At 61.7% G+C, this 16,503-nt stretch carries 19 protein-coding genes and 1 riboswitch; of the genes, 5 read left to right on the top strand and 14 right to left on the bottom strand.

The window, feature by feature from the left end; all coding sequences use genetic code 11:
• Window positions 1-133: 133 nt before the first annotated feature.
• The gene (gene fzlA, locus PAE61_RS03655; protein ID WP_271115085.1) at window positions 134-820 is read left to right on the top strand and encodes an FtsZ-binding protein FzlA; all 687 of its coding nucleotides are present in this window, start codon (window positions 134-136) and stop codon (window positions 818-820) included.
• Between the two features lie 8 nt (window positions 821-828).
• Here the strand turns inward: fzlA and aroC are convergent, their stop codons facing one another.
• Window positions 829-1,941, bottom strand: a complete 1,113-nt coding sequence (gene aroC / locus PAE61_RS03650; protein WP_271114066.1) for a chorismate synthase — start codon at window positions 1,939-1,941, stop codon at window positions 829-831.
• Between the two features lie 100 nt (window positions 1,942-2,041).
• A riboswitch (TPP riboswitch) is annotated at window positions 2,042-2,139 on the top strand.
• Between the two features lie 27 nt (window positions 2,140-2,166).
• Between aroC and PAE61_RS03645 the strand changes: the two genes are divergently transcribed.
• The 3 genes from PAE61_RS03645 to PAE61_RS03635 are packed head-to-tail and all read left to right on the top strand — an operon-like array spanning window position 2,167 to window position 5,346.
• On the top strand, window positions 2,167-3,144 hold the full coding sequence (locus tag PAE61_RS03645; protein WP_271114065.1) for a thiamine ABC transporter substrate-binding protein: 978 nt from the start codon (window positions 2,167-2,169) through the stop codon (window positions 3,142-3,144).
• The gene (locus PAE61_RS03640; RefSeq protein ID WP_271114064.1) at window positions 3,120-4,667 is read left to right on the top strand and encodes a thiamine/thiamine pyrophosphate ABC transporter permease ThiP; all 1,548 of its coding nucleotides are present in this window, start codon (window positions 3,120-3,122) and stop codon (window positions 4,665-4,667) included. The genes PAE61_RS03645 and PAE61_RS03640 overlap by 25 nt, the downstream gene beginning before the upstream one ends.
• Window positions 4,654-5,346, top strand: coding sequence for a thiamine ABC transporter ATP-binding protein (locus tag PAE61_RS03635; protein ID WP_271114063.1), 693 nt, complete (start codon window positions 4,654-4,656; stop codon window positions 5,344-5,346). The genes PAE61_RS03640 and PAE61_RS03635 overlap by 14 nt, the downstream gene beginning before the upstream one ends.
• Here PAE61_RS03635 and PAE61_RS03630 read toward each other — a convergent pair.
• From PAE61_RS03630 to PAE61_RS03615, 4 genes are all read right to left on the bottom strand, one after another.
• The gene (locus tag PAE61_RS03630; protein WP_271114062.1) at window positions 5,334-5,678 is read right to left on the bottom strand and encodes a DUF2794 domain-containing protein; all 345 of its coding nucleotides are present in this window, start codon (window positions 5,676-5,678) and stop codon (window positions 5,334-5,336) included. The two genes, PAE61_RS03635 and PAE61_RS03630, sit on opposite strands and share 13 nt — an antisense overlap.
• 72 nt (window positions 5,679-5,750) lie before the next feature.
• Entirely contained in the window at window positions 5,751-6,032 is a 282-nt protein-coding gene (locus PAE61_RS03625) for an I78 family peptidase inhibitor (RefSeq protein ID WP_271114061.1), read from the bottom strand.
• Complete coding sequence (locus tag PAE61_RS03620; protein WP_271114060.1) at window positions 6,032-6,391, bottom strand: hypothetical protein; 360 nt, start codon at window positions 6,389-6,391, stop codon at window positions 6,032-6,034. Before PAE61_RS03620 ends, PAE61_RS03625 begins: the two co-directional genes overlap by 1 nt.
• A gap of 123 nt (window positions 6,392-6,514) precedes the next feature.
• Complete coding sequence (locus tag PAE61_RS03615; RefSeq protein WP_271114059.1) at window positions 6,515-7,165, bottom strand: TetR/AcrR family transcriptional regulator; 651 nt, start codon at window positions 7,163-7,165, stop codon at window positions 6,515-6,517.
• Window positions 7,166-7,318: 153 nt separating this feature from the next.
• Between PAE61_RS03615 and PAE61_RS03610 the strand changes: the two genes are divergently transcribed.
• A complete protein-coding gene (locus PAE61_RS03610; protein WP_271114058.1) occupies window positions 7,319-8,746 on the top strand; it encodes a Glu/Leu/Phe/Val family dehydrogenase in 1,428 nt (475 codons plus the stop codon).
• 73 nt (window positions 8,747-8,819) lie between these two features.
• Here the strand turns inward: PAE61_RS03610 and PAE61_RS03605 are convergent, their stop codons facing one another.
• The 9 genes from PAE61_RS03605 to PAE61_RS03565 all read right to left on the bottom strand — a co-directional run bounded on the left by PAE61_RS03605 (window position 8,820) and on the right by PAE61_RS03565 (window position 16,502).
• The gene (locus PAE61_RS03605; protein ID WP_271114057.1) at window positions 8,820-9,707 is read right to left on the bottom strand and encodes a ribokinase; all 888 of its coding nucleotides are present in this window, start codon (window positions 9,705-9,707) and stop codon (window positions 8,820-8,822) included.
• Window positions 9,708-9,802: 95 nt separating this feature from the next.
• Window positions 9,803-10,582 carry a cytochrome c1 gene (locus PAE61_RS03600; protein ID WP_434803121.1) on the bottom strand — a complete coding sequence of 260 codons (780 nt, stop codon included), beginning with the start codon at window positions 10,580-10,582 and terminating at the stop codon, window positions 9,803-9,805.
• 504 nt (window positions 10,583-11,086) lie between these two features.
• Window positions 11,087-12,409: a cytochrome b gene (petB, locus tag PAE61_RS03595; protein WP_271114056.1), complete on the bottom strand. Its 1,323-nt coding sequence runs from the start codon at window positions 12,407-12,409 to the stop codon at window positions 11,087-11,089.
• A 14-nt stretch (window positions 12,410-12,423) separates the two neighbouring features.
• Window positions 12,424-12,984, bottom strand: coding sequence for a ubiquinol-cytochrome c reductase iron-sulfur subunit (petA, locus tag PAE61_RS03590; RefSeq protein WP_271114055.1), 561 nt, complete (start codon window positions 12,982-12,984; stop codon window positions 12,424-12,426).
• Between the two features lie 42 nt (window positions 12,985-13,026).
• Entirely contained in the window at window positions 13,027-13,263 is a 237-nt protein-coding gene (locus PAE61_RS03585; protein WP_271114054.1) for a hypothetical protein, read from the bottom strand.
• Window positions 13,264-13,289: 26 nt separating this feature from the next.
• Window positions 13,290-14,087, bottom strand: a complete 798-nt coding sequence (locus PAE61_RS03580) for a purine-nucleoside phosphorylase (protein ID WP_271114053.1) — start codon at window positions 14,085-14,087, stop codon at window positions 13,290-13,292.
• Window positions 14,071-15,036 carry an ABC transporter permease gene (locus tag PAE61_RS03575; RefSeq protein ID WP_271114052.1) on the bottom strand — a complete coding sequence of 322 codons (966 nt, stop codon included), beginning with the start codon at window positions 15,034-15,036 and terminating at the stop codon, window positions 14,071-14,073. The genes PAE61_RS03580 and PAE61_RS03575 overlap by 17 nt, the downstream gene beginning before the upstream one ends.
• A complete protein-coding gene (locus PAE61_RS03570; RefSeq protein ID WP_271114051.1) occupies window positions 15,036-16,130 on the bottom strand; it encodes an ABC transporter permease in 1,095 nt (364 codons plus the stop codon). Before PAE61_RS03570 ends, PAE61_RS03575 begins: the two co-directional genes overlap by 1 nt.
• Window positions 16,131-16,502, bottom strand: a complete 372-nt coding sequence (locus PAE61_RS03565; RefSeq protein ID WP_271114050.1) for a hypothetical protein — start codon at window positions 16,500-16,502, stop codon at window positions 16,131-16,133. It abuts the gene before it with no gap.
• Window position 16,503: the final 1 nt, after the last annotated feature.

Genomic DNA, 16,503 nt, shown 5'->3' with positions numbered 1-16,503 from the left:
ATAACGCCCCGCCCCTCCGGGGGCAATGCAGGCAAGACCGTGCCGCAAGCTTCTCTGGCTGTTGAAACCTGCCCACGGCTTCGCGTATCACCACGCAATGACCGACCGTTACGCCCCCGTCTCCAGCAGCCCGATGCGCAGCGCCGCCACCCAGCCGGCGCGGCTGTATCACACTCCGCTTTCGCCGTTCTCGCGAAAGGTGCGACTTGTTCTTGCCGAAAAGAGAATCGAGGTCGAACTGGCCGAAGAAAGATACTGGGAACAGGGATCAGAGCTTTTCCGCCGCAACCCCGCAGGCAAGATCCCGGTTCTGAGGCTTGACGGCATGTTGCTGGCCGAAAGCCAGGCGATCTGCGAATATCTTGATGAAACCGTGCCGGTCCCGCCGCTGATGCCGGACGGAGCTGCGGGCCGCTATGAGGTGCGCCGCCTCTGTGCGTGGTTCGACGACAAGTTCAACAGCGAAGTGACGAAGCCGGTCCTGACCGAGCGGGTCTGGAAGAAGGTCCAGAAAAGCGGATACCCGGACAGCCGCGTCGTCAAGGCCGGGCTGGCGGCGGTGAAAGCGCATATCGACTATATGCACAGCCTGCTGGAAGAGCGCCGCTGGCTGGCCGGTCCGACGATCTCCATCGCGGATTTCGCGGCGGCGGCGCATTTTTCCTGTCTGGATTATATCTCGGACGTGGATTGGGACCGCTCGGATCTGGTACGCCAGTGGTACGCTACGATCAAATCACGCCCCGCCTTCCGCAACGTGCTGGCCGACCAACTGCCCGGCCTGCACCCGGCCTCCCATTACGCACTGCTGGATTTCTGAATCTTCGGTCAGGCACCGCCTTTTCCGATCCGGCCCCGCTGCCCGCCGGTCTGCGCCCGGTCCAGCAACAGATGGTCAAGCACCACGCAGGCCGCCATCGCTTCGGCGACCGGGACGGCGCGGATGCCGACGCAGGGATCGTGCCGGCCTTTGGTGATCAGCTCTATCTCGTCGCCGTCCACTGTGATGGTGCGGCGCGGGGTCAGGATCGACGATGTCGGCTTCACGGCGAAGCGCACCACGATATCCTGCCCCGTAGAAATACCGCCGAGAATCCCTCCAGCATGGTTGGACAGGAATTCCGGGCCGTTTTCTCCCATGCGGATCTCATCGGCATTATCGGTGCCGGTCAGCGAGGCGGCGGCCATGCCCTCTCCGATCTCGACGCCCTTGACCGCATTGATCGACATCATCGCCGCTGCCAGATCGGTATCGAGCTTTCCGTAAACCGGCGCACCGAGTCCGGGAGGGCAGCCCTTTATCAGAACCTCAATCGCCGCGCCGACGCTGTTCTGCGCCTTGCGGATGCCGGTCAGATAATCCTCCCACTCCTGTGCGGCCTTTGCATCGGGCAGAAAGAACGGGTTCTCCGCGATGGCCGAAGCATCGAATCTTGCGGGGTCCAGACGCATCTCACCCATCTGGACCATATAGCCCAGAATCGACAATTCCGGCGCCAGTTCGCCCAGAACCGCCTGCGCCACCGCTCCGGCAGCGACGCGTGAGGCGGTTTCGCGTGCGCTCGACCGTCCGCCGCCGCGATAATCGCGGATGCCGTATTTCTGGTGATAGGTGATGTCGGCATGGCCGGGTCGGAACGAGCGGGCGATCTCACCGTAATCTTTCGACCTCTGGTCGGTATTTTCGATCATCAGCATGATCGGCGTCCCGGTGCTGCGCCCCTCGAACACGCCCGACATGATACGGACCCGGTCGGCTTCCTGCCGCTGCGTGGTGTTCTTCGACGTTCCCGGCCGGCGGCGATCCATGAAGGGCTGGATCCGGGCCTCATCAAGCGGCACGCCGGGCGGGCAGCCATCTATGACGGCGCCAAGCCCCGGCCCGTGGCTTTCTCCCCAGGTCGTGACACGAAATACATGGCCGAAGCTGTTGAGGCTCATCTGGATCTCCTTTGCCATCTGGTTACCGGCCCTGCCTGCCAGCGGCAAGCACCAGAAAGACGACAGGGGGTTGCACCCGGGACCGGCTGCGATCATGCTTGCCCAAGCCTCGGGGAGCCTTTCGGCTGAGACGCAGCTTGCGAACCCGTTGAACCTGATCCGGCTCACCCCGGCGGAGGGAAGGTATCGCTGTCCTTTCTTTCCGGAACTGATTGAGAGAACGCGATGAGACATGCAATTGCCGCCCTGACGATCCTTGCCGCCCCCGCCTCAGCGGACGCTGCCGAGCTGATCGTCTATAGCCCGGATTATTTCGCATCGGAATGGGGACCCGGCCCCAAAATCGAAGAAGGTTTCGAGGCGATCTGCGCATGCGACCTGAAATTCGTGACCGGCGACGTGCTGCCCCGCCTGCTGCTGGAAGGCGACCGGACCGAGGCGGATGTGGTGATCGGCCTGAACAGCGATGTCACGAAACGCGCCCGCGAATCCGGGCTTTTCACGCCTCACGGTCAGGATCTGTCCGGGCTGACCATGCCGGTCAACTGGAGCGACGATATTTTCCTGCCCTTCAACTGGTCTCAGACGGCTTTCGTCTATGACGGCACCCGGCTTGAAAATCCGCCGGGCAGTTTTCAGGAACTTCTGGACGCGCCGGATGATCTGAAAATCGTGATTCAGGACCCGCGCAGCTCGATCTCCGGTCTGGCGCTGCTGCTATGGGTCAAGTCGGTCTTTGGGGACGAGTCGGAAGACGCATGGCGGAAGCTGCGTCCGAAAGTGCTGACGGTCACACCAGGCTGGTCGGAAAGCTATGGCCTGTTCACCGATGGAGAGGCAGATATGGTGCTCAGCTATACGACCTCTCCCGCCTACCATATCGGGGCCGAGCAGGATGCCAGCAAACGCGCCATTATCTTCCCCGAGGGGCATTACTTCATGGTCGAACTGGCGGCACAACTGAAAGGGACCGATCAGCCCGAACTGGCACAATCCTTTCTGGATTACGTGGTCTCGGAGGACTTCCAGAGCATGATTGCCGAGGCGAACTGGTCCTATCCGGCGAACCTGCCGCGCGACATGCTGCCCGCCTATTTCGCGGCTCTGCCACGCCCGGAAAAGACCCTGTTCCTTGACGAAGACGCTGCCGAGGCGGCACGCCGTCCGGCACTGGACGAATGGCTCAGCGTCTTCGCGGAATAAACCCGGTCGGGCCTCTGGCCGCCATTCTCCTGATTGTTCTGGTTCTGGGAACGCTCGGCGCGGTGGCGCTTCACGCGGGCGGGCTTTCGGGGCTGAACAGTTGGGACTGGCGGGCCGTGTGGTTCACGATCTGGCAGGCGGTCGTCTCGGCAACGGTCTCGGTCCTGCTTGCGGTTCCGGTGGCGCGGGCGCTGGCGCGGCGCAGCTTTCCGGGCCGCCATGTGCTGATTACCCTGCTGGGCGCTCCGTTCATTCTGCCGGTGATCGTGGCGATCATGGGGCTGGTTTCGGTTTTCGGCCGCAGCGGAGCGGTCAATGAGGCGCTTTCGGCGCTCGGCCTGCCGCCGGTCTCGATCTATGGCTGGCAGGGAGTCATTCTGGCGCATGTCTTCTTCAACCTGCCGCTGTCGGTGCGGATGATCCTGCATGGCTGGCAGGCGATCCCGTCCGAGAGATTCCGCCTGGCGCAGTCCCTTGGCTTCAACCCCGTCGATATTGCCCGCCATCTGGAAAGGCCCATGCTGCGGGAAATCGCGCCGGGTGCGTGGCTGGCGGTGTTTCTGGTCTGCCTGACCTCTTTCGCGGTGGCTCTGGCCCTTGGCGGAGGACCCAAGGCCACCACGGTCGAACTGGCGATATATCAGGCGTTCCGTTTTGATTTCGACATGGGCAAGGCGGCTGCTCTGGGGCTGATCCAGGTGGGGCTGTGCCTTGTGGCGCTGCTGCTGTCCTCGCGGGTGACGATCATGGCCGGGTTCGGCACCGGGATGGGGCGCGGAACGCTGATCACCGCCCCGCGCGGCTGGTATCTCTGGACGGATCTGCTTGCCATCTTGCTGGCGGCGGCATTCCTGCTGGTGCCGATGGTCTCGGTCATCCTGCAGGGCGCCCCAAGTATCGCCACCCTACCCGCAACGGTCTGGAGCGCCGCGCTGCGGTCAATCGTCATGGCGCTGATCTCTACCGGAGCGACACTGGTTCTGGCGCTTGCCCTGTCACTGGCCGTCGCCCAAGGTCAGCGCTGGATCGAGGCAGCAGGCATGTTACCCATCGTCGCATCGCCTCTGGTGCTGGGAACGGGGCTGTATCTGATGCTGCGCGGGCTGGCCTCGCCGACGCAGCTTGCACTGCCTGTCACGGTGGGGATCAACGCGGCAATGGCGCTGCCCTTCGCGCTGCGGATCATGATCCCGGCGGCCCGAAGCCTGCATGCGGATTACGGCAGGCTGGCTGCATCGCTTGGGATGACCGGGCTTGCCCGGCTGAGGCTGCTGACCCTGCCCCGTCTGGCCCGCCCCATCGGCTTTGCCGGAGGGCTGGCCGCCGCGCTGGCGATGGGGGATCTGGGCGTCATCACCCTGTTTGCCGACAGCGAGAATGCAACCCTGCCGCTGAGGCTGTATCAGTTGATGAACAGCTATCGCATGGCTGATGCTGCGGCCTGCGCCGTGCTGCTGATGGCGATCAGCTTCGCCCTGTTCTGGCTTTTCGATCGCGGAGGACGACTGAATGCTGAAATTTGACCGCGCCGAAGCCATTCTGGGCAGCTTCCGGCTAAGCGCCGATTTCACCGTCCAGCCCGGAGCAAGGGTCGCCGTGATCGGCCCGTCAGGATCAGGGAAATCCACCCTGCTTGGCATGGTGTCCGGCTTTGTCCCCCTCTCATCCGGACGGATCGACTGGAACGGAGCGGATCTGTCGCGTCAGCCTCCGGGGGATCGGCCCGTCTCGGTTCTGTTTCAGGACCAGAACCTGTTCCCGCATCTGACCGTCGCCCAGAATGCCGGGCTCGGGCTGCGCCCGGATCTGAAATTATCGGCGCAGCAGAAAGCCGCCGTCGAGGGCGCCCTGCGGGATGTCGGGCTGGAGGGCATGGCCGGACGCCGCCCCGGAAACATGTCCGGCGGGCAGCAGGGGCGCGTCGCTCTGGCACGGGTGGCGCTGCGGGCACGGCCCATCCTGCTGCTGGATGAGGCGTTCTCGGCGCTCGGCCCGGCGCTGAAATCTGACATGCTGGCGCTTCTGGGAAGGATCGCCGATGACAGCGGGGCAACGGTTCTGATGGTCACGCATGACCCCGATGATGCACGCGCCTTCGCACCCCAGACCATCGTCGTCATGGACGGGACCGCGCAACCCCCCGCCCCCACGGCTGAGCTTCTGGACAACCCGCCCGAGGCGCTTGCCGCCTATCTCGGCTGATCGACCGCGCGGATCATCTTGCGGTCGAAAACCCGCATGACCTGTGCCAGATCCTGCCCGCGCTTAAGGATGCGGCCATCCATCGCGATGACCGCATACATTCCCTGAGCATTGCGCAGCTTGGGCCGCTTCTCGACCCGGTAGATCGGCGTTTCGGCACTGTGCCGGAAGATCGAGAACACCGCGACATCCCGCAGAAACGCCATCGCATAATCCCGCCATTCACCGGCAGCGACCATACGGCCATAGACTGAGAGGATAATGGCAAGCTCTGCCCTGTCGAAGGCGATCCTGTCCTGTTGCGGCATAAGCGGATGCTGAGGGTTCTGCATAAGCGGATCGTGACACCGCGCAGCGTCACGATCAATCGCAAAAAGGACCGGCCATGCAAAGTGGCCTGCGGATCAATAGCAGGCGATCTTCGTGATCCTGCCGGATGTATCATATTCGACATTCAGCCGCTCGGGGCTGTAATCGGCCGTCACCGGCATGTCAGGCCCGATCTCACGGAAATCCTGCGCAAGCGCTTTGGTGTTCAGAACCCGGCGATCCTTGCCAACCAGCCCCTGCAACCCCGACGCGCCGCACGCATTCGAAGGCGCGGGCGGGTGGGCAGGTTCTTCAGGCTGGGTGCAGGCGGCCATCGCCGCCAGCAGCCCCGCAGAAACCGCAAGACGCACCGGCATCAGCCGCAATCCACGCCCGAGATATTGCCGGACGCATCCAGCCGGAACACGATCCGGTTCGGGTCATATTCCTGTGGCTCAATCCCGCGATATTCGACAATGCGATAATCGCGTTCGATCCCAAGCCCGGCAATCACGCTGCCCGGCTGGCCGATCTGGCCGGAATAGGTGCTCGCCTTGCAGAGATCCGGCTTGCGTTCCTGCAACCCGTCATCGGACGCCGTCGGCAGCGGCGCCACGGGCGGATTCACCACCGCCTCTTCCACCGGAGCCCGCGGAGCAACAACGCAGCCGGCAAGCGCAAGCGCGGCGGCCAGAGGCGCAAGAAAACGCGGCTTTATCATCATGAAATTATTCATCTGTCCCTGATACCTGTCTGAATCCTGCATCGCGGTCCCGCTGACCGGGGACCTTGTGCCAGCTATACGCATCAAAGAACCGTATGTTAAGCCCGCAGCCCGTTAACGAAACTGACAACCGCGTCAGCGATCAAGCAGCGCGATAGCCCTTGGTGTCCCGAAAGCACGCAGGAAAATACCGACCGCATTGTCGACCGTCTGGCGAATCATGTCATCATTCACCGAAGCACGACCCGTCAGCATCACCCGGTCCCGCACCCGGACCGTGTTCAGATTCACGAAACTATCGGCAATCAGGTTCATGTCCCCGATTTCGTCACGCAACATACCCTCTTCCTGCCAGTGCAGAAAGCGGCGCTCAAGCGCAGAGAGCAGGGCACCGGGGCCGATTGCATAATACTCGGCAGCGAGGCCCGGGAAACGCTCTGCCTCGGCAATCGCCAGACGAAGCGTGCGAGAGCCGACATCCGAAACGATATTATTGGCGATGACATGACCGATGAACCGCAGAACCTGATCTATCGGAAGATCCAGATCCCCCAGTGCCGAGGCTCCGCCGCGAACCCGCTCAATCTCGCCCCGGAACACTTCCTGAAACATAAGCTGCTTATCGGGGAAATAGCTGTACAATGTCGCCTTCGACACTGCGGCTTCGCGGGCAATATCGTCGACGCTCGCGCCTTTATAACCCTCCCGCATGAAAACCCGTCGCGCACCTTCAAGAACCTGATCAAATTTCCGGCCCTTCGTAATAAGCCGTTCATCACCAATCATTTTACTTGCCTTAAACCTGGCTACAAAACACAGACATATTCCACATGGGAATTGGCGGCGACAAGCACATAAGGCTTCTGACGAATTTCGTTGCGATTTTCCGCCGGAGCGTCGATGGTCTGTTCAAAGACGAGGCAACGGTGAGATGAAAACATGGCCACTCCGCACACGTCCTTCCGCGATTCAGTCGACAGGATGTTTCTTCACGCAGCATCCCTGAGCAAACTGCCTCCGGGACTGATTGAAAAAATCCGGGTCTGCAATTCGACCTATACGGTGCGTTTCGGCGTCCGCCTTCGCGGCGCGATTCACACATTTACCGGCTATCGCTCGGTGCATTCCGAACATATGGAGCCGGTGAAAGGCGGCATCCGCTATGCGATGTCAGTCAATCAGGACGAGGTCGAGGCGCTTGCCGCGCTGATGACCTATAAATGCGCCCTTGTCGAAGTGCCCTTCGGCGGCTCGAAAGGCGGCCTGCGGATCAATCCGCGTGACTGGGATGAGGACGAGCTTGAGCGGATTACCCGCCGCTTCACCTATGAATTGTCGCGGCGCAGCCTGATTTCTCCGTCCCAGAACGTGCCCGCCCCGGATATGGGAACGGGCGAACGGGAAATGGCATGGATGGCGGATGCCTATAAGCGTCTGCATCCCGATGACATCAACGCCAAGGCCTGCGTGACCGGAAAACCGGTCACAATCGGCGGCATTATGGGCCGGGTCGAGGCAACCGGGCGGGGCATTCAATACGCATTGCAGGAATTTTTCCGCCACCCAGAGGCGGTGAAACGCGCCGGGCTGTCGGGTGAGTTGTCCGGCAAGCGGATCGTCATTCAGGGCCTCGGGAATGTGGGCTATCACGCCGCGAAATTCCTGTCGGAAGAGGATGGCTGCCCGATTGTCACCGTGGTCGAATATAACGGCACGGTCCACAATCCGAACGGTCTCGATATCGAAGCGCTGAAGGCGCATATCAAGGAAACCGGCGGCGTCGAGGACTTCCCGGGCGCCAGTTTCCGTCCCGCCGGGATGGAGGGGCTGGAGGATGAATGCGATATCCTCATCCCCGCCGCCGTCGAAAGCGTCATCACCGAAGAGAACGCCCCGCGTCTCAAGGCCAAGCTTATCATCGAGGCCGCGAACGGTCCGGTGACCGCCGAGGGCGACAAGGTGCTAAACGAACGTGGCATTGTCGTGATCCCTGATATGTACGCCAATGCCGGCGGTGTGACAGTGTCCTATTTCGAATGGGTCAAGAACCTGTCCCAGATCAGCCTCGGCCGGATGGAGCGGCGCTATGAAGAGCACCGCAACCGGCTTCTGGTCAATGAGATCGGCAGGCTCTCGGCGGATTCCGGTCTGGAATGGACCATGACGGACGGGTTCAAGGAAGCCTATCTGCACGGTGCCGACGAGATCGAGCTGGTGCGCTCGGGTCTCGATGACACGATGCGCGAAAGCTATATGAAGATGGAAGAGGTCTGGTTCGGCGACGACCGCGTCAACGATTTGCGCACCGCCGCATATGTCGTGGCACTCCGCCGGATCGCCAATGTCTATGGTTCGCTTGGCCTGTAACCGGGTTCATCGGAAATGATATCAGATCCGCGCAGCCACCCGCTGCGCGGATTTTTTCACAGGCAGGCGCGGTTCAGCCCGCCCGATCCTGACCGGCAAGAAAATCAAGCACCTCGGCCGCCTCGGGAATCGCATCGACCGCCCCGCGCCGCGTGACCTTGATCGCCGAGGCCGCCGCCGCATGGCGCAGCGCCTCTGCCAGATCGCGCCCCGCATCCAGTTCCGCCGCGAAATATCCCGCAAAGCAATCCCCTGCCCCGGTCGTATCGACGGGAGTCACGGGAAACGCCTTCTGATGCACGGCACGTCCCGATTGCAAATCACGATACTCGGCCCCCTCGGCGCCCTTGGTGATCAGCATCGCCGGAACAGGCAGATCGCCGGGAATCGCTTCGGCAAGCTGCGCGGCCTCATGCGCATTCACGGCGAGAACCGAGACATGCTCCATCATCGCCTGCGCCGCCTGCACATCGAACGGGGCACAGCTATAGATGACGCGTGCACCGGCCTTCCGGGCCAGTTGCGCGGCTTCCACCTGAAGATTGGTCTCATTCTGGATCAGCAGAATATCATCGGGTCCGATCCCGGATAGCGCCCCAGCCAGTTGCTGTTCGGTCAGCCTGCGATTGGCTCCGGCATGAACGATGATCGCATTCTCCGCCGCGGAATCGACAAGGATAATCGCATGGCCCGTGGCCGAATGCGGCAGCCGCGCAATATGGGTGACATCGACGCCGTCTTCCTGCAAGCGATCCAGCACCCAGTCATCGCCCTGCGCCGCAAGCGCCCCGATATGAACCACATGCGCCCCGGCACGCGCCGCCGCGACTGACTGGTTCGCGCCCTTGCCGCCCGGACCCAGACTATATTCGACCGAGCCGACCGTCTCACCCGGCGCAGGCAGATGGTCCAGCCGATAAACATGATCAATATTGATAGAGCCAAGATTCCAGATTGCCATCACATTCCTCCGCAGAGGCATATAAAGCGACCGCCGCCAATCCGGCAAATGAAAAACGCGCCCCGAAAGGCGCGTTTTCTCATGTTTATAAGGAGTTACTCCTGATCGCGATGTTTGACATTCCACCACAGCCGCTTGTTGGTGAGATACAGCAGCGAGGCAAGCGCGATCAGGAAGATGACGCTGACAAAACCATTCGCCTTACGCGCCATCATCTTGGGCTCAGCCGTCCACATCAGGAACGCCGACACATCGCGGGCCATCTGGTCAACCGTGGCCGGAGTCCCGTCCTCATAGGTCACCAGATCGTCGAACAGCGGCGGCGGCATCGAGATCAGCCCGCCCTCAAAGGCACCGTTTCCATACAGAATGGATCCTGCCTGTTCGACTTCCTCACCGTTATATTCGGTCAGCACGGAATAGATATATTCCGGGCCGCCCATACCGTTGAACAACTGGCTGAGGCCGGTGCCGTAAGGCCCGTGGAACCCGGCGCGGGCTTTGGCCATCAGCGACAGATCCGGCCCCATTCCCAGGCCCGAGACGCTGGGGAAGTGATCGGTCGGCAGACGCGGACGGTCCTCATCAATTTCCGGGTCATAGATGAACATCTGGCTTGCATAGGCGCGGACCTGATCCGCAGGCAGGCCGGGTCCGCCGTCATCCGAAAGCGTCCGGATCGGCACCTGTTGCAGGCCGTGGCAGGCGGAGCAGACTTCCGTATAGACCTGAAGACCGCGCTGAAGCTGGAACTGGTCGAACTTGCCGAAAGGTCCCTCGAAGCTGAAGGAGATATCGGTGATATGCGATTCTTCTTCCTCAGCCGCTTCTTCCCCGGCACCGGTTTCCTCAGCCTCGCCTTCCGCAGCAGCCATGTCCTCGGCACCGGCGTCAGCCTCTGCGGCTTCGGCCTCTGCCGTGGCTTCTTCAGCGGCAGCCTCTTCCGGTGCAGCTTCTGCCTCAGATGCAGCAGCCTCTTCAGCAGTAGCTTCTTCGTCAGCAGCTTCGGCATCCGCAGCGGCGGGTTCCTCTGCCGTGCTGTCCTCAGCCGGTGCTTCTTCGGCGGTGTCCTCTGCCATCGCGTCTTCAGCAACAGGCTCCGCCTCAGCTTCATCCGCAGCGGGCGCATCGGCAGCAGCCTCATCCGCCGCTTCGGCCTCAGCCTCCGCAGGCGCTTCTTCAGCCGTCACCGCCTCAGCATTCGCTTCCGGCGCGGCTTCAGAGGCCTCTGCTTCAGGCTCCTGCACCGTCACCGCAACAGCATCGCTGCCCGGCTGTGTGGTCTGAACTTCCGTGTCCTGCGCCCAGGCTGCCGCACCAAGGGTCAGCGCGGCCACGGCCGTGAGGGTCTTGATTCTCAGGGTCATGCTTGCCTCTCCTTACTCGGCAGGATGGGTGATTTTGCCGTAATGGGCATCGAAATCTTCCTCGATCGTCGTAGGCATCGGATCGGGTTTTTCCATCAGACCCAGCACCGGCAGGATGATCAGGAAATAGGCGAACCAATAGGCCGACCCCGCCAGAGCGATATAGGGATAGATCCCCTCGGCCGGCATCGCACCAACCCACATCAGCACGATGAAGTTGACGCAGAACAGCCAGAACCACCACTTGAACTGAGGGCGGTAACGGCCCGAACGCACACGCGACGTATCAAGCCACGGCACCAGAGCCATGACCAGGATCGCACCGAACATGGCAAGCACACCGAAGAACTTCGCGTCGATAATGCCGAAGCTTACCCACTCGACCAGCATGACGACCCAGACATCCGCCGTGAAGGCGCGCAGGATCGCGTAGAAGGGCAGGAAGTACCATTCCGGCACGATATGCGCAGGCGTGGAAAGCGGGTTCGCCTCGACATAGTTATCCGGGTGGCCAAGATAGTTCGGCATGAAGCCGACCACGGCGAAGAACACCACAAGGATCACGGCAAGCGCGAAAAAGTCCTTGATCACGAAATAGGGCCAGAAAGGCAGCGTGTCCTTTTCGGCTTCCTCTTTCGAGCCCCGGCGCACCTCTACCCCGGTCGGGTTGTTGTTGCCGGTATTGTGGAAGGCCCAGATATGCACGACCACAAGCGCCGCGATGATGAAGGGCAGCAGGTAGTGCAGCGAGAAGAAGCGGTTCAACGTGGCGTTATCCACCGCCGGTCCGCCAAGCAGCCATTCCTGAATGCTCGGGCCGATGCCGGGAATTGCGCCGAACAGGCCGGTGATCACGGTCGCGCCCCAGAAGGACATCTGACCCCAGGGCAGAACATAGCCCATGAAGGCGGTGCCCATCATGCACAGATAGATCAGCATCCCGATGATCCATGTCACCTCGCGCGGGGCCTTGTAGGAACCGTAAAACAGCCCGCGGAAGATGTGGATATACACGGCGAAGAAGAACAGCGACGCACCGTTCATGTGCAGATAGCGGATCATATGCCCGCCATTCACGTTGCGCATGATATGTTCGATACTGTTGAACGCCATATCGACATGCGGCGTGTAATGCATCGCCAGAACGATGCCGGTTGCAATCTGCAACACCAGACAGAACGCCAGAACGATCCCCCAGATCCACCACCAGTTCAGGTTTTTCGGGGTGGGAATCATCAGCGTGTCATAGATCAGCCCGACGATGGGCAGACGGCGGTGCAGCCACTTCTCGGCACCGGTCTTGGGTTCGTAATGGTCGTGCGGAATACCGGACATTGGGCGCCTCCTCCTTAGCCGAGCTGCAATGTTGCGTCGTCGACGAAGGACGCCAGCGGAATATCCATGTTGCGCGGCGCAGGACCGCGGCGGATACGGCCTGCGGTGTCGTAATGCGAGCCGTGGCACGGGCAGAACCAGCCACCGAAATCGCCCGCGCCGTCACCGATCGGCACGCAGCCCAGATGGGTGCAGACGCCGATCTGAACCAGCCATTCCCCGGCCTCGTCCAGCGTGCGGTTTTCGTCCGTGGCAGGCTCGCCGGGTTTATTGGCGTTCTCTGCATTCTGGTCGATCAGATCGCCCAGATCGACAGCGCGGCCTGCCTCGATTTCCTCGGGGGTGCGGCGGCGGATGAACACAGGCTTACCAAGCCATTTGACGGTCAATTGCGTGCCGACATCGACACCGCTGATATCGACCATGATCGAGGACAGCGCCTGCACATCCGCAGACGGGTTCATCTGGTTGATCAGCGTCCAGGCGGCGGCGCCAGTGGCGACCGCTCCGGCCCCGGCAGTGGCATAGAAGAGGAAGTCCCTCCGCGTGCCTTCGTGTTCTTCGACGTGGGTCACGGCTTATCTCCGGTTCAGGCCCGCGGGCGGACCAGCTATGTTTTAACGGGCCGCTTGAATCGCGACCTTGGCGTGCTCATCTCTAGCGATCAATTTCGCGCCAGTCCAGCCGCGCCAGCCTAGCTTATTCGGCCAAATCGCCGCATCCGCAGGAATTTCGCCCTGAGCGATCTCAAAGACACGGTTATTCCCTTTATACGGCGGCCCTTTCGCGGCCTCCCGTCTTTCAGGATTTAACTGTCCGCCTTCCGCAGAAACACCTGCGACAAAACCGCGCAAATCGGAACTCTTCCGGTGACGATCTCTCACCTGCGCAGAAACCGGCGCAGAAGTTTTTCCAGCTTCGCCGCCCCCAGAGGGGCCATCTGCTTGGTATGATCATGGCTGATCGATTCGTCGCTCAGCCCCGCACCCATATTGGTGATGACCGAGATCGCCGCGCAGCGCAGCCCGAGAAACCTGCTAAGGATGATTTCCGGCACGGTCGACATCCCCACCGCGTCCATCCCCAGAACCTTCGCGGCGCGGATCTCGGCGGGGGTTTCGAAACTAGGACCCGAAAACCAGCCATACACACCTTCGGGCAGATCCACGCCCTCCGCCTCTGCCGCTGCTTTCAGGGCACGGCGCAGGGCCGGATCATACGCATCGGTCATCGGCACGAAACGCGCATCGGTGCTTTCCCCGATCAGGGGATTCGTCCCGGCAAAGGCGATATGATCGCTCAGCAGCATCAACCCGCCCGGAGCAAGCCCGGTATTCACCGCGCCTGCCGCATTGGTGAGAATCAGCTTCCCGGCACCAAGCGCCGCCAGCACCTCAAGCGGCAGGCGCATCGCATCCGCCCTGCCCGATTCGTAGTAATGCGAGCGCCCGCCGAACACCGCGACGCGTGTCCCCTCAAGCTGACCGATCACCAGTTGCGGCACATGACCCGAGACACCCGCATGCGGAAATCCCGGCAGATCGTCATAGGGAATCGCCACGCCGTCCACCGCCTCGGCCAGATGCCCCAGACCCGAGCCCAGAATCAGCCCATATTCCGGCGCCTCCTCTCCGGCCTTGTCGCGGATCAGACGGGCAAGCTCAGCGCTCTTTGACATAGGGTTCTCCTCCGGCGCGAGGCGGGACTGCGCGGCCGACGAAACCGGCCAGAATGATCACGGTGATGATATAGGGCAACGCGTTCATGAACATTGACGGGATGGTCAGCGGACCGATCTCGATATTCGGATAGCGGTTGGCGATAGCCTCCAGCAGACCGAACAGGAAGGTCGCATAAAGCGCACCCCAGGGCCGCCATTTCGCGAAAATCAGCGCCGCAAGCGCAATGAAACCACGCCCCGCCGTCATTTCCTTGACAAAACCGGCCCCAAGCCCGGTGGACAGATACGCCCCGGCCAGCCCGCACAACACGCCGCAAATCCCGACCGCAGTATAGCGCAGCCGCGTCACCGAGACCCCCGCCGTATCGACCGAGGCCGGGTTCTCTCCAACCGCCCGCAGCCGCAACCCGAACCGCGTTCGGAACAGCAGCCACCAGGTCAGCGGCACACAGAGAAACGCCACATAGACGAGAATCGAGTGACCAGAAATCAGATCCGCATAGACCGGCCCGATAACCGGCACATCGCGCAGCGTATCGGCGAAAGGCAGGGTAATGGTGTCGAACCGCCCGCCCCCGGTCAGCGAAGGCGTTCGCCCGCCAAGTGCAAAGATCTTCTGCCCAAGCAACACCGTCAGCCCCGAGGCAAGGAAATTGATCGCCACACCCGAAATCAACTGATTCCCCCGGAAGGTAATCGAGGCCAGCCCATGCACGAGCGACATCAGCAGCGATCCGGCAATGGCGGCCAGCAAGCCCAGCCAGACACTGCCCGTCAGCGCCGCGACCGAAGCGGCCGAAAACGCGGCCATCAGCATCTTGCCCTCAAGCCCGATATCGAACACGCCCGAGCGTTCCGAATACAGCCCAGCCAGACAGGCCAACAACAAGGGCGTCATCAGCCGCACAGCCGAATCGAGGATCTGGATGATGGTGTTGATATCCATCACGCGCTCCTCTTCCGGCGGGCGACGAAGAACGCCTCAAGCGGGGCGCGGACCATATTGTCCAATGCGCCGGTGAACAGGATCACCAATGCCTGAATCACGATGATCAGCTCGCGCGGGATGCTGGTCCACAGCGCCAGTTCGCCGCCGCCCTGATAGAGGAACCCGAACAGCAGCGCCGCCAGCACCACCCCGACCGGGTGATTTCGCCCCATCAGCGCCACGGCGATACCGATGAAGCCCGCGCCTTCGACATTATTGAGGATCAGCCGTTCAGCCTCTCCCATGACGTTATTGATCGCCATCAGCCCGGCAAGAGCACCGGAAATAAGCATGGTGATCACGATGATCCGCACCGGAGAAATCCCGGCATACCGCGCAGCAGTCTCGGACCGGCCCAAAGCGCGGATCTCATATCCAAGCTTGGTGCGCCAGATCAGCAGCCAGACCGCGACACAGGCCAGAAGCGCGATCAGGAAGGTGACATTGACCGGCGTATGAGTGCCCCACTCGACCCCGAAAGCGGCGAAGATATCGGTGATTTTCGGCAGATGCGTCGCCTTGGGGAAATTCGCCGAGGCCGGGTCCATGCTGCCGACAGGCCGCAGCTTGTTGACCAGGGCCCAATTCAGTAGCGCGGCGGCAATGAAGTTGAACATGATCGTCGTGATCACGATATGACTGCCCCGCTTGGCCTGAAGAATCGCAGGAATGAACGCCCAGGCCGCACCGAACAAAGCCGCACCCGCCATCGCACCCAGAAGCGCCAGCGACCAATGCGGCCAGGGAATGAACAGACAGACCATCGCCCCCCCAAGACCGCCCAAACCGGCCTGCCCCTCGCCGCCGATATTGAACATGCTGGCGTGATAGGCGACCGCGACGGCCAGCCCGGTGAAGATGAAATTCGTGGTATAGTACAACGTAAACCCCCAGCCATAGCTGGAGCCAAGCGCCCCCGTCACCATCGTCTTCAGCGCCTCCCACGGGTTTTCTCCGATGGCAAGGATCACCAGCGCGGAAATCGCGAAGGCCAGAAGCAGCGAAATCAGGGGCGTCAGGATCAGATCCGCCCATCTCGGCATCTTGTCCATTCAGCGTCCCTGCCTTTCCTGCCGGGCACGCTCTGCGCCCGCCATCATGCTTTGACACAACCCGTTCATCGCCGCCTCATTTCCGATCAGCCGATAGGCCGCGTTCCAGCCGTGAATACTGAGATAAGCCGTCTGTTTCAGCCGCAGATCGTCTGGAGTCACCATCTCACCTTCAAGCATCCCCTCTGTCTCCGGCAGACCGGGAAAGGCAATCCGGTCCTTCAGCGTGACCGAACAGACAGAGCCATCCTGCATGATCATCTGCCCGAACGGCCTGTCCGCCGTCGCGGCAGTACCGAAGAAAACAGCAAACATCGCCGAAACGGCCAGCAATATCGGCCGCATTTCCGCCGGTTTTGGTCTGAACTGCATC

Source organism: Paracoccus aerodenitrificans, from assembly GCF_027913215.1.
Taxonomy (GTDB): Bacteria; Pseudomonadota; Alphaproteobacteria; order Rhodobacterales; family Rhodobacteraceae; genus Paracoccus; species Paracoccus aerodenitrificans.
This window is presented reverse-complemented; position numbering and strand designations above follow the sequence as displayed.

Excerpts from the sequence above, each read along its gene's own strand:
- fzlA (WP_271115085.1), top strand. The coding sequence starts at position 134 with ATGCGCAGCGCCGCCACCCAGCCGGCGCGGCTGTATCACACTCCGCTT.
- aroC (WP_271114066.1), bottom strand. The coding sequence starts at position 1,941 with ATGAGCCTCAACAGCTTCGGCCATGTATTTCGTGTCACGACCTGGGGA.
- PAE61_RS03645 (WP_271114065.1), top strand. The coding sequence starts at position 2,167 with ATGAGACATGCAATTGCCGCCCTGACGATCCTTGCCGCCCCCGCCTCA.
- PAE61_RS03640 (WP_271114064.1), top strand. The coding sequence starts at position 3,120 with ATGGCTCAGCGTCTTCGCGGAATAAACCCGGTCGGGCCTCTGGCCGCC.
- PAE61_RS03635 (WP_271114063.1), top strand. The coding sequence starts at position 4,654 with ATGCTGAAATTTGACCGCGCCGAAGCCATTCTGGGCAGCTTCCGGCTA.
- PAE61_RS03630 (WP_271114062.1), bottom strand. The coding sequence starts at position 5,678 with ATGCAGAACCCTCAGCATCCGCTTATGCCGCAACAGGACAGGATCGCC.
- PAE61_RS03625 (WP_271114061.1), bottom strand. The coding sequence starts at position 6,032 with ATGCCGGTGCGTCTTGCGGTTTCTGCGGGGCTGCTGGCGGCGATGGCC.
- PAE61_RS03620 (WP_271114060.1), bottom strand. The coding sequence starts at position 6,391 with ATGAATAATTTCATGATGATAAAGCCGCGTTTTCTTGCGCCTCTGGCC.
- PAE61_RS03615 (WP_271114059.1), bottom strand. The coding sequence starts at position 7,165 with ATGATTGGTGATGAACGGCTTATTACGAAGGGCCGGAAATTTGATCAG.
- PAE61_RS03610 (WP_271114058.1), top strand. The coding sequence starts at position 7,319 with ATGGCCACTCCGCACACGTCCTTCCGCGATTCAGTCGACAGGATGTTT.
- PAE61_RS03605 (WP_271114057.1), bottom strand. The coding sequence starts at position 9,707 with ATGGCAATCTGGAATCTTGGCTCTATCAATATTGATCATGTTTATCGG.
- PAE61_RS03600 (WP_434803121.1), bottom strand. The coding sequence starts at position 10,582 with ATGGCTGCTGCGGAAGGCGAGGCTGAGGAAACCGGTGCCGGGGAAGAA.
- petB (WP_271114056.1), bottom strand. The coding sequence starts at position 12,409 with ATGTCCGGTATTCCGCACGACCATTACGAACCCAAGACCGGTGCCGAG.
- PAE61_RS03580 (WP_271114053.1), bottom strand. The coding sequence starts at position 14,087 with ATGTCAAAGAGCGCTGAGCTTGCCCGTCTGATCCGCGACAAGGCCGGA.
- PAE61_RS03575 (WP_271114052.1), bottom strand. The coding sequence starts at position 15,036 with ATGGATATCAACACCATCATCCAGATCCTCGATTCGGCTGTGCGGCTG.
- PAE61_RS03570 (WP_271114051.1), bottom strand. The coding sequence starts at position 16,130 with ATGGACAAGATGCCGAGATGGGCGGATCTGATCCTGACGCCCCTGATT.
- PAE61_RS03565 (WP_271114050.1), bottom strand. The coding sequence starts at position 16,502 with ATGCAGTTCAGACCAAAACCGGCGGAAATGCGGCCGATATTGCTGGCC.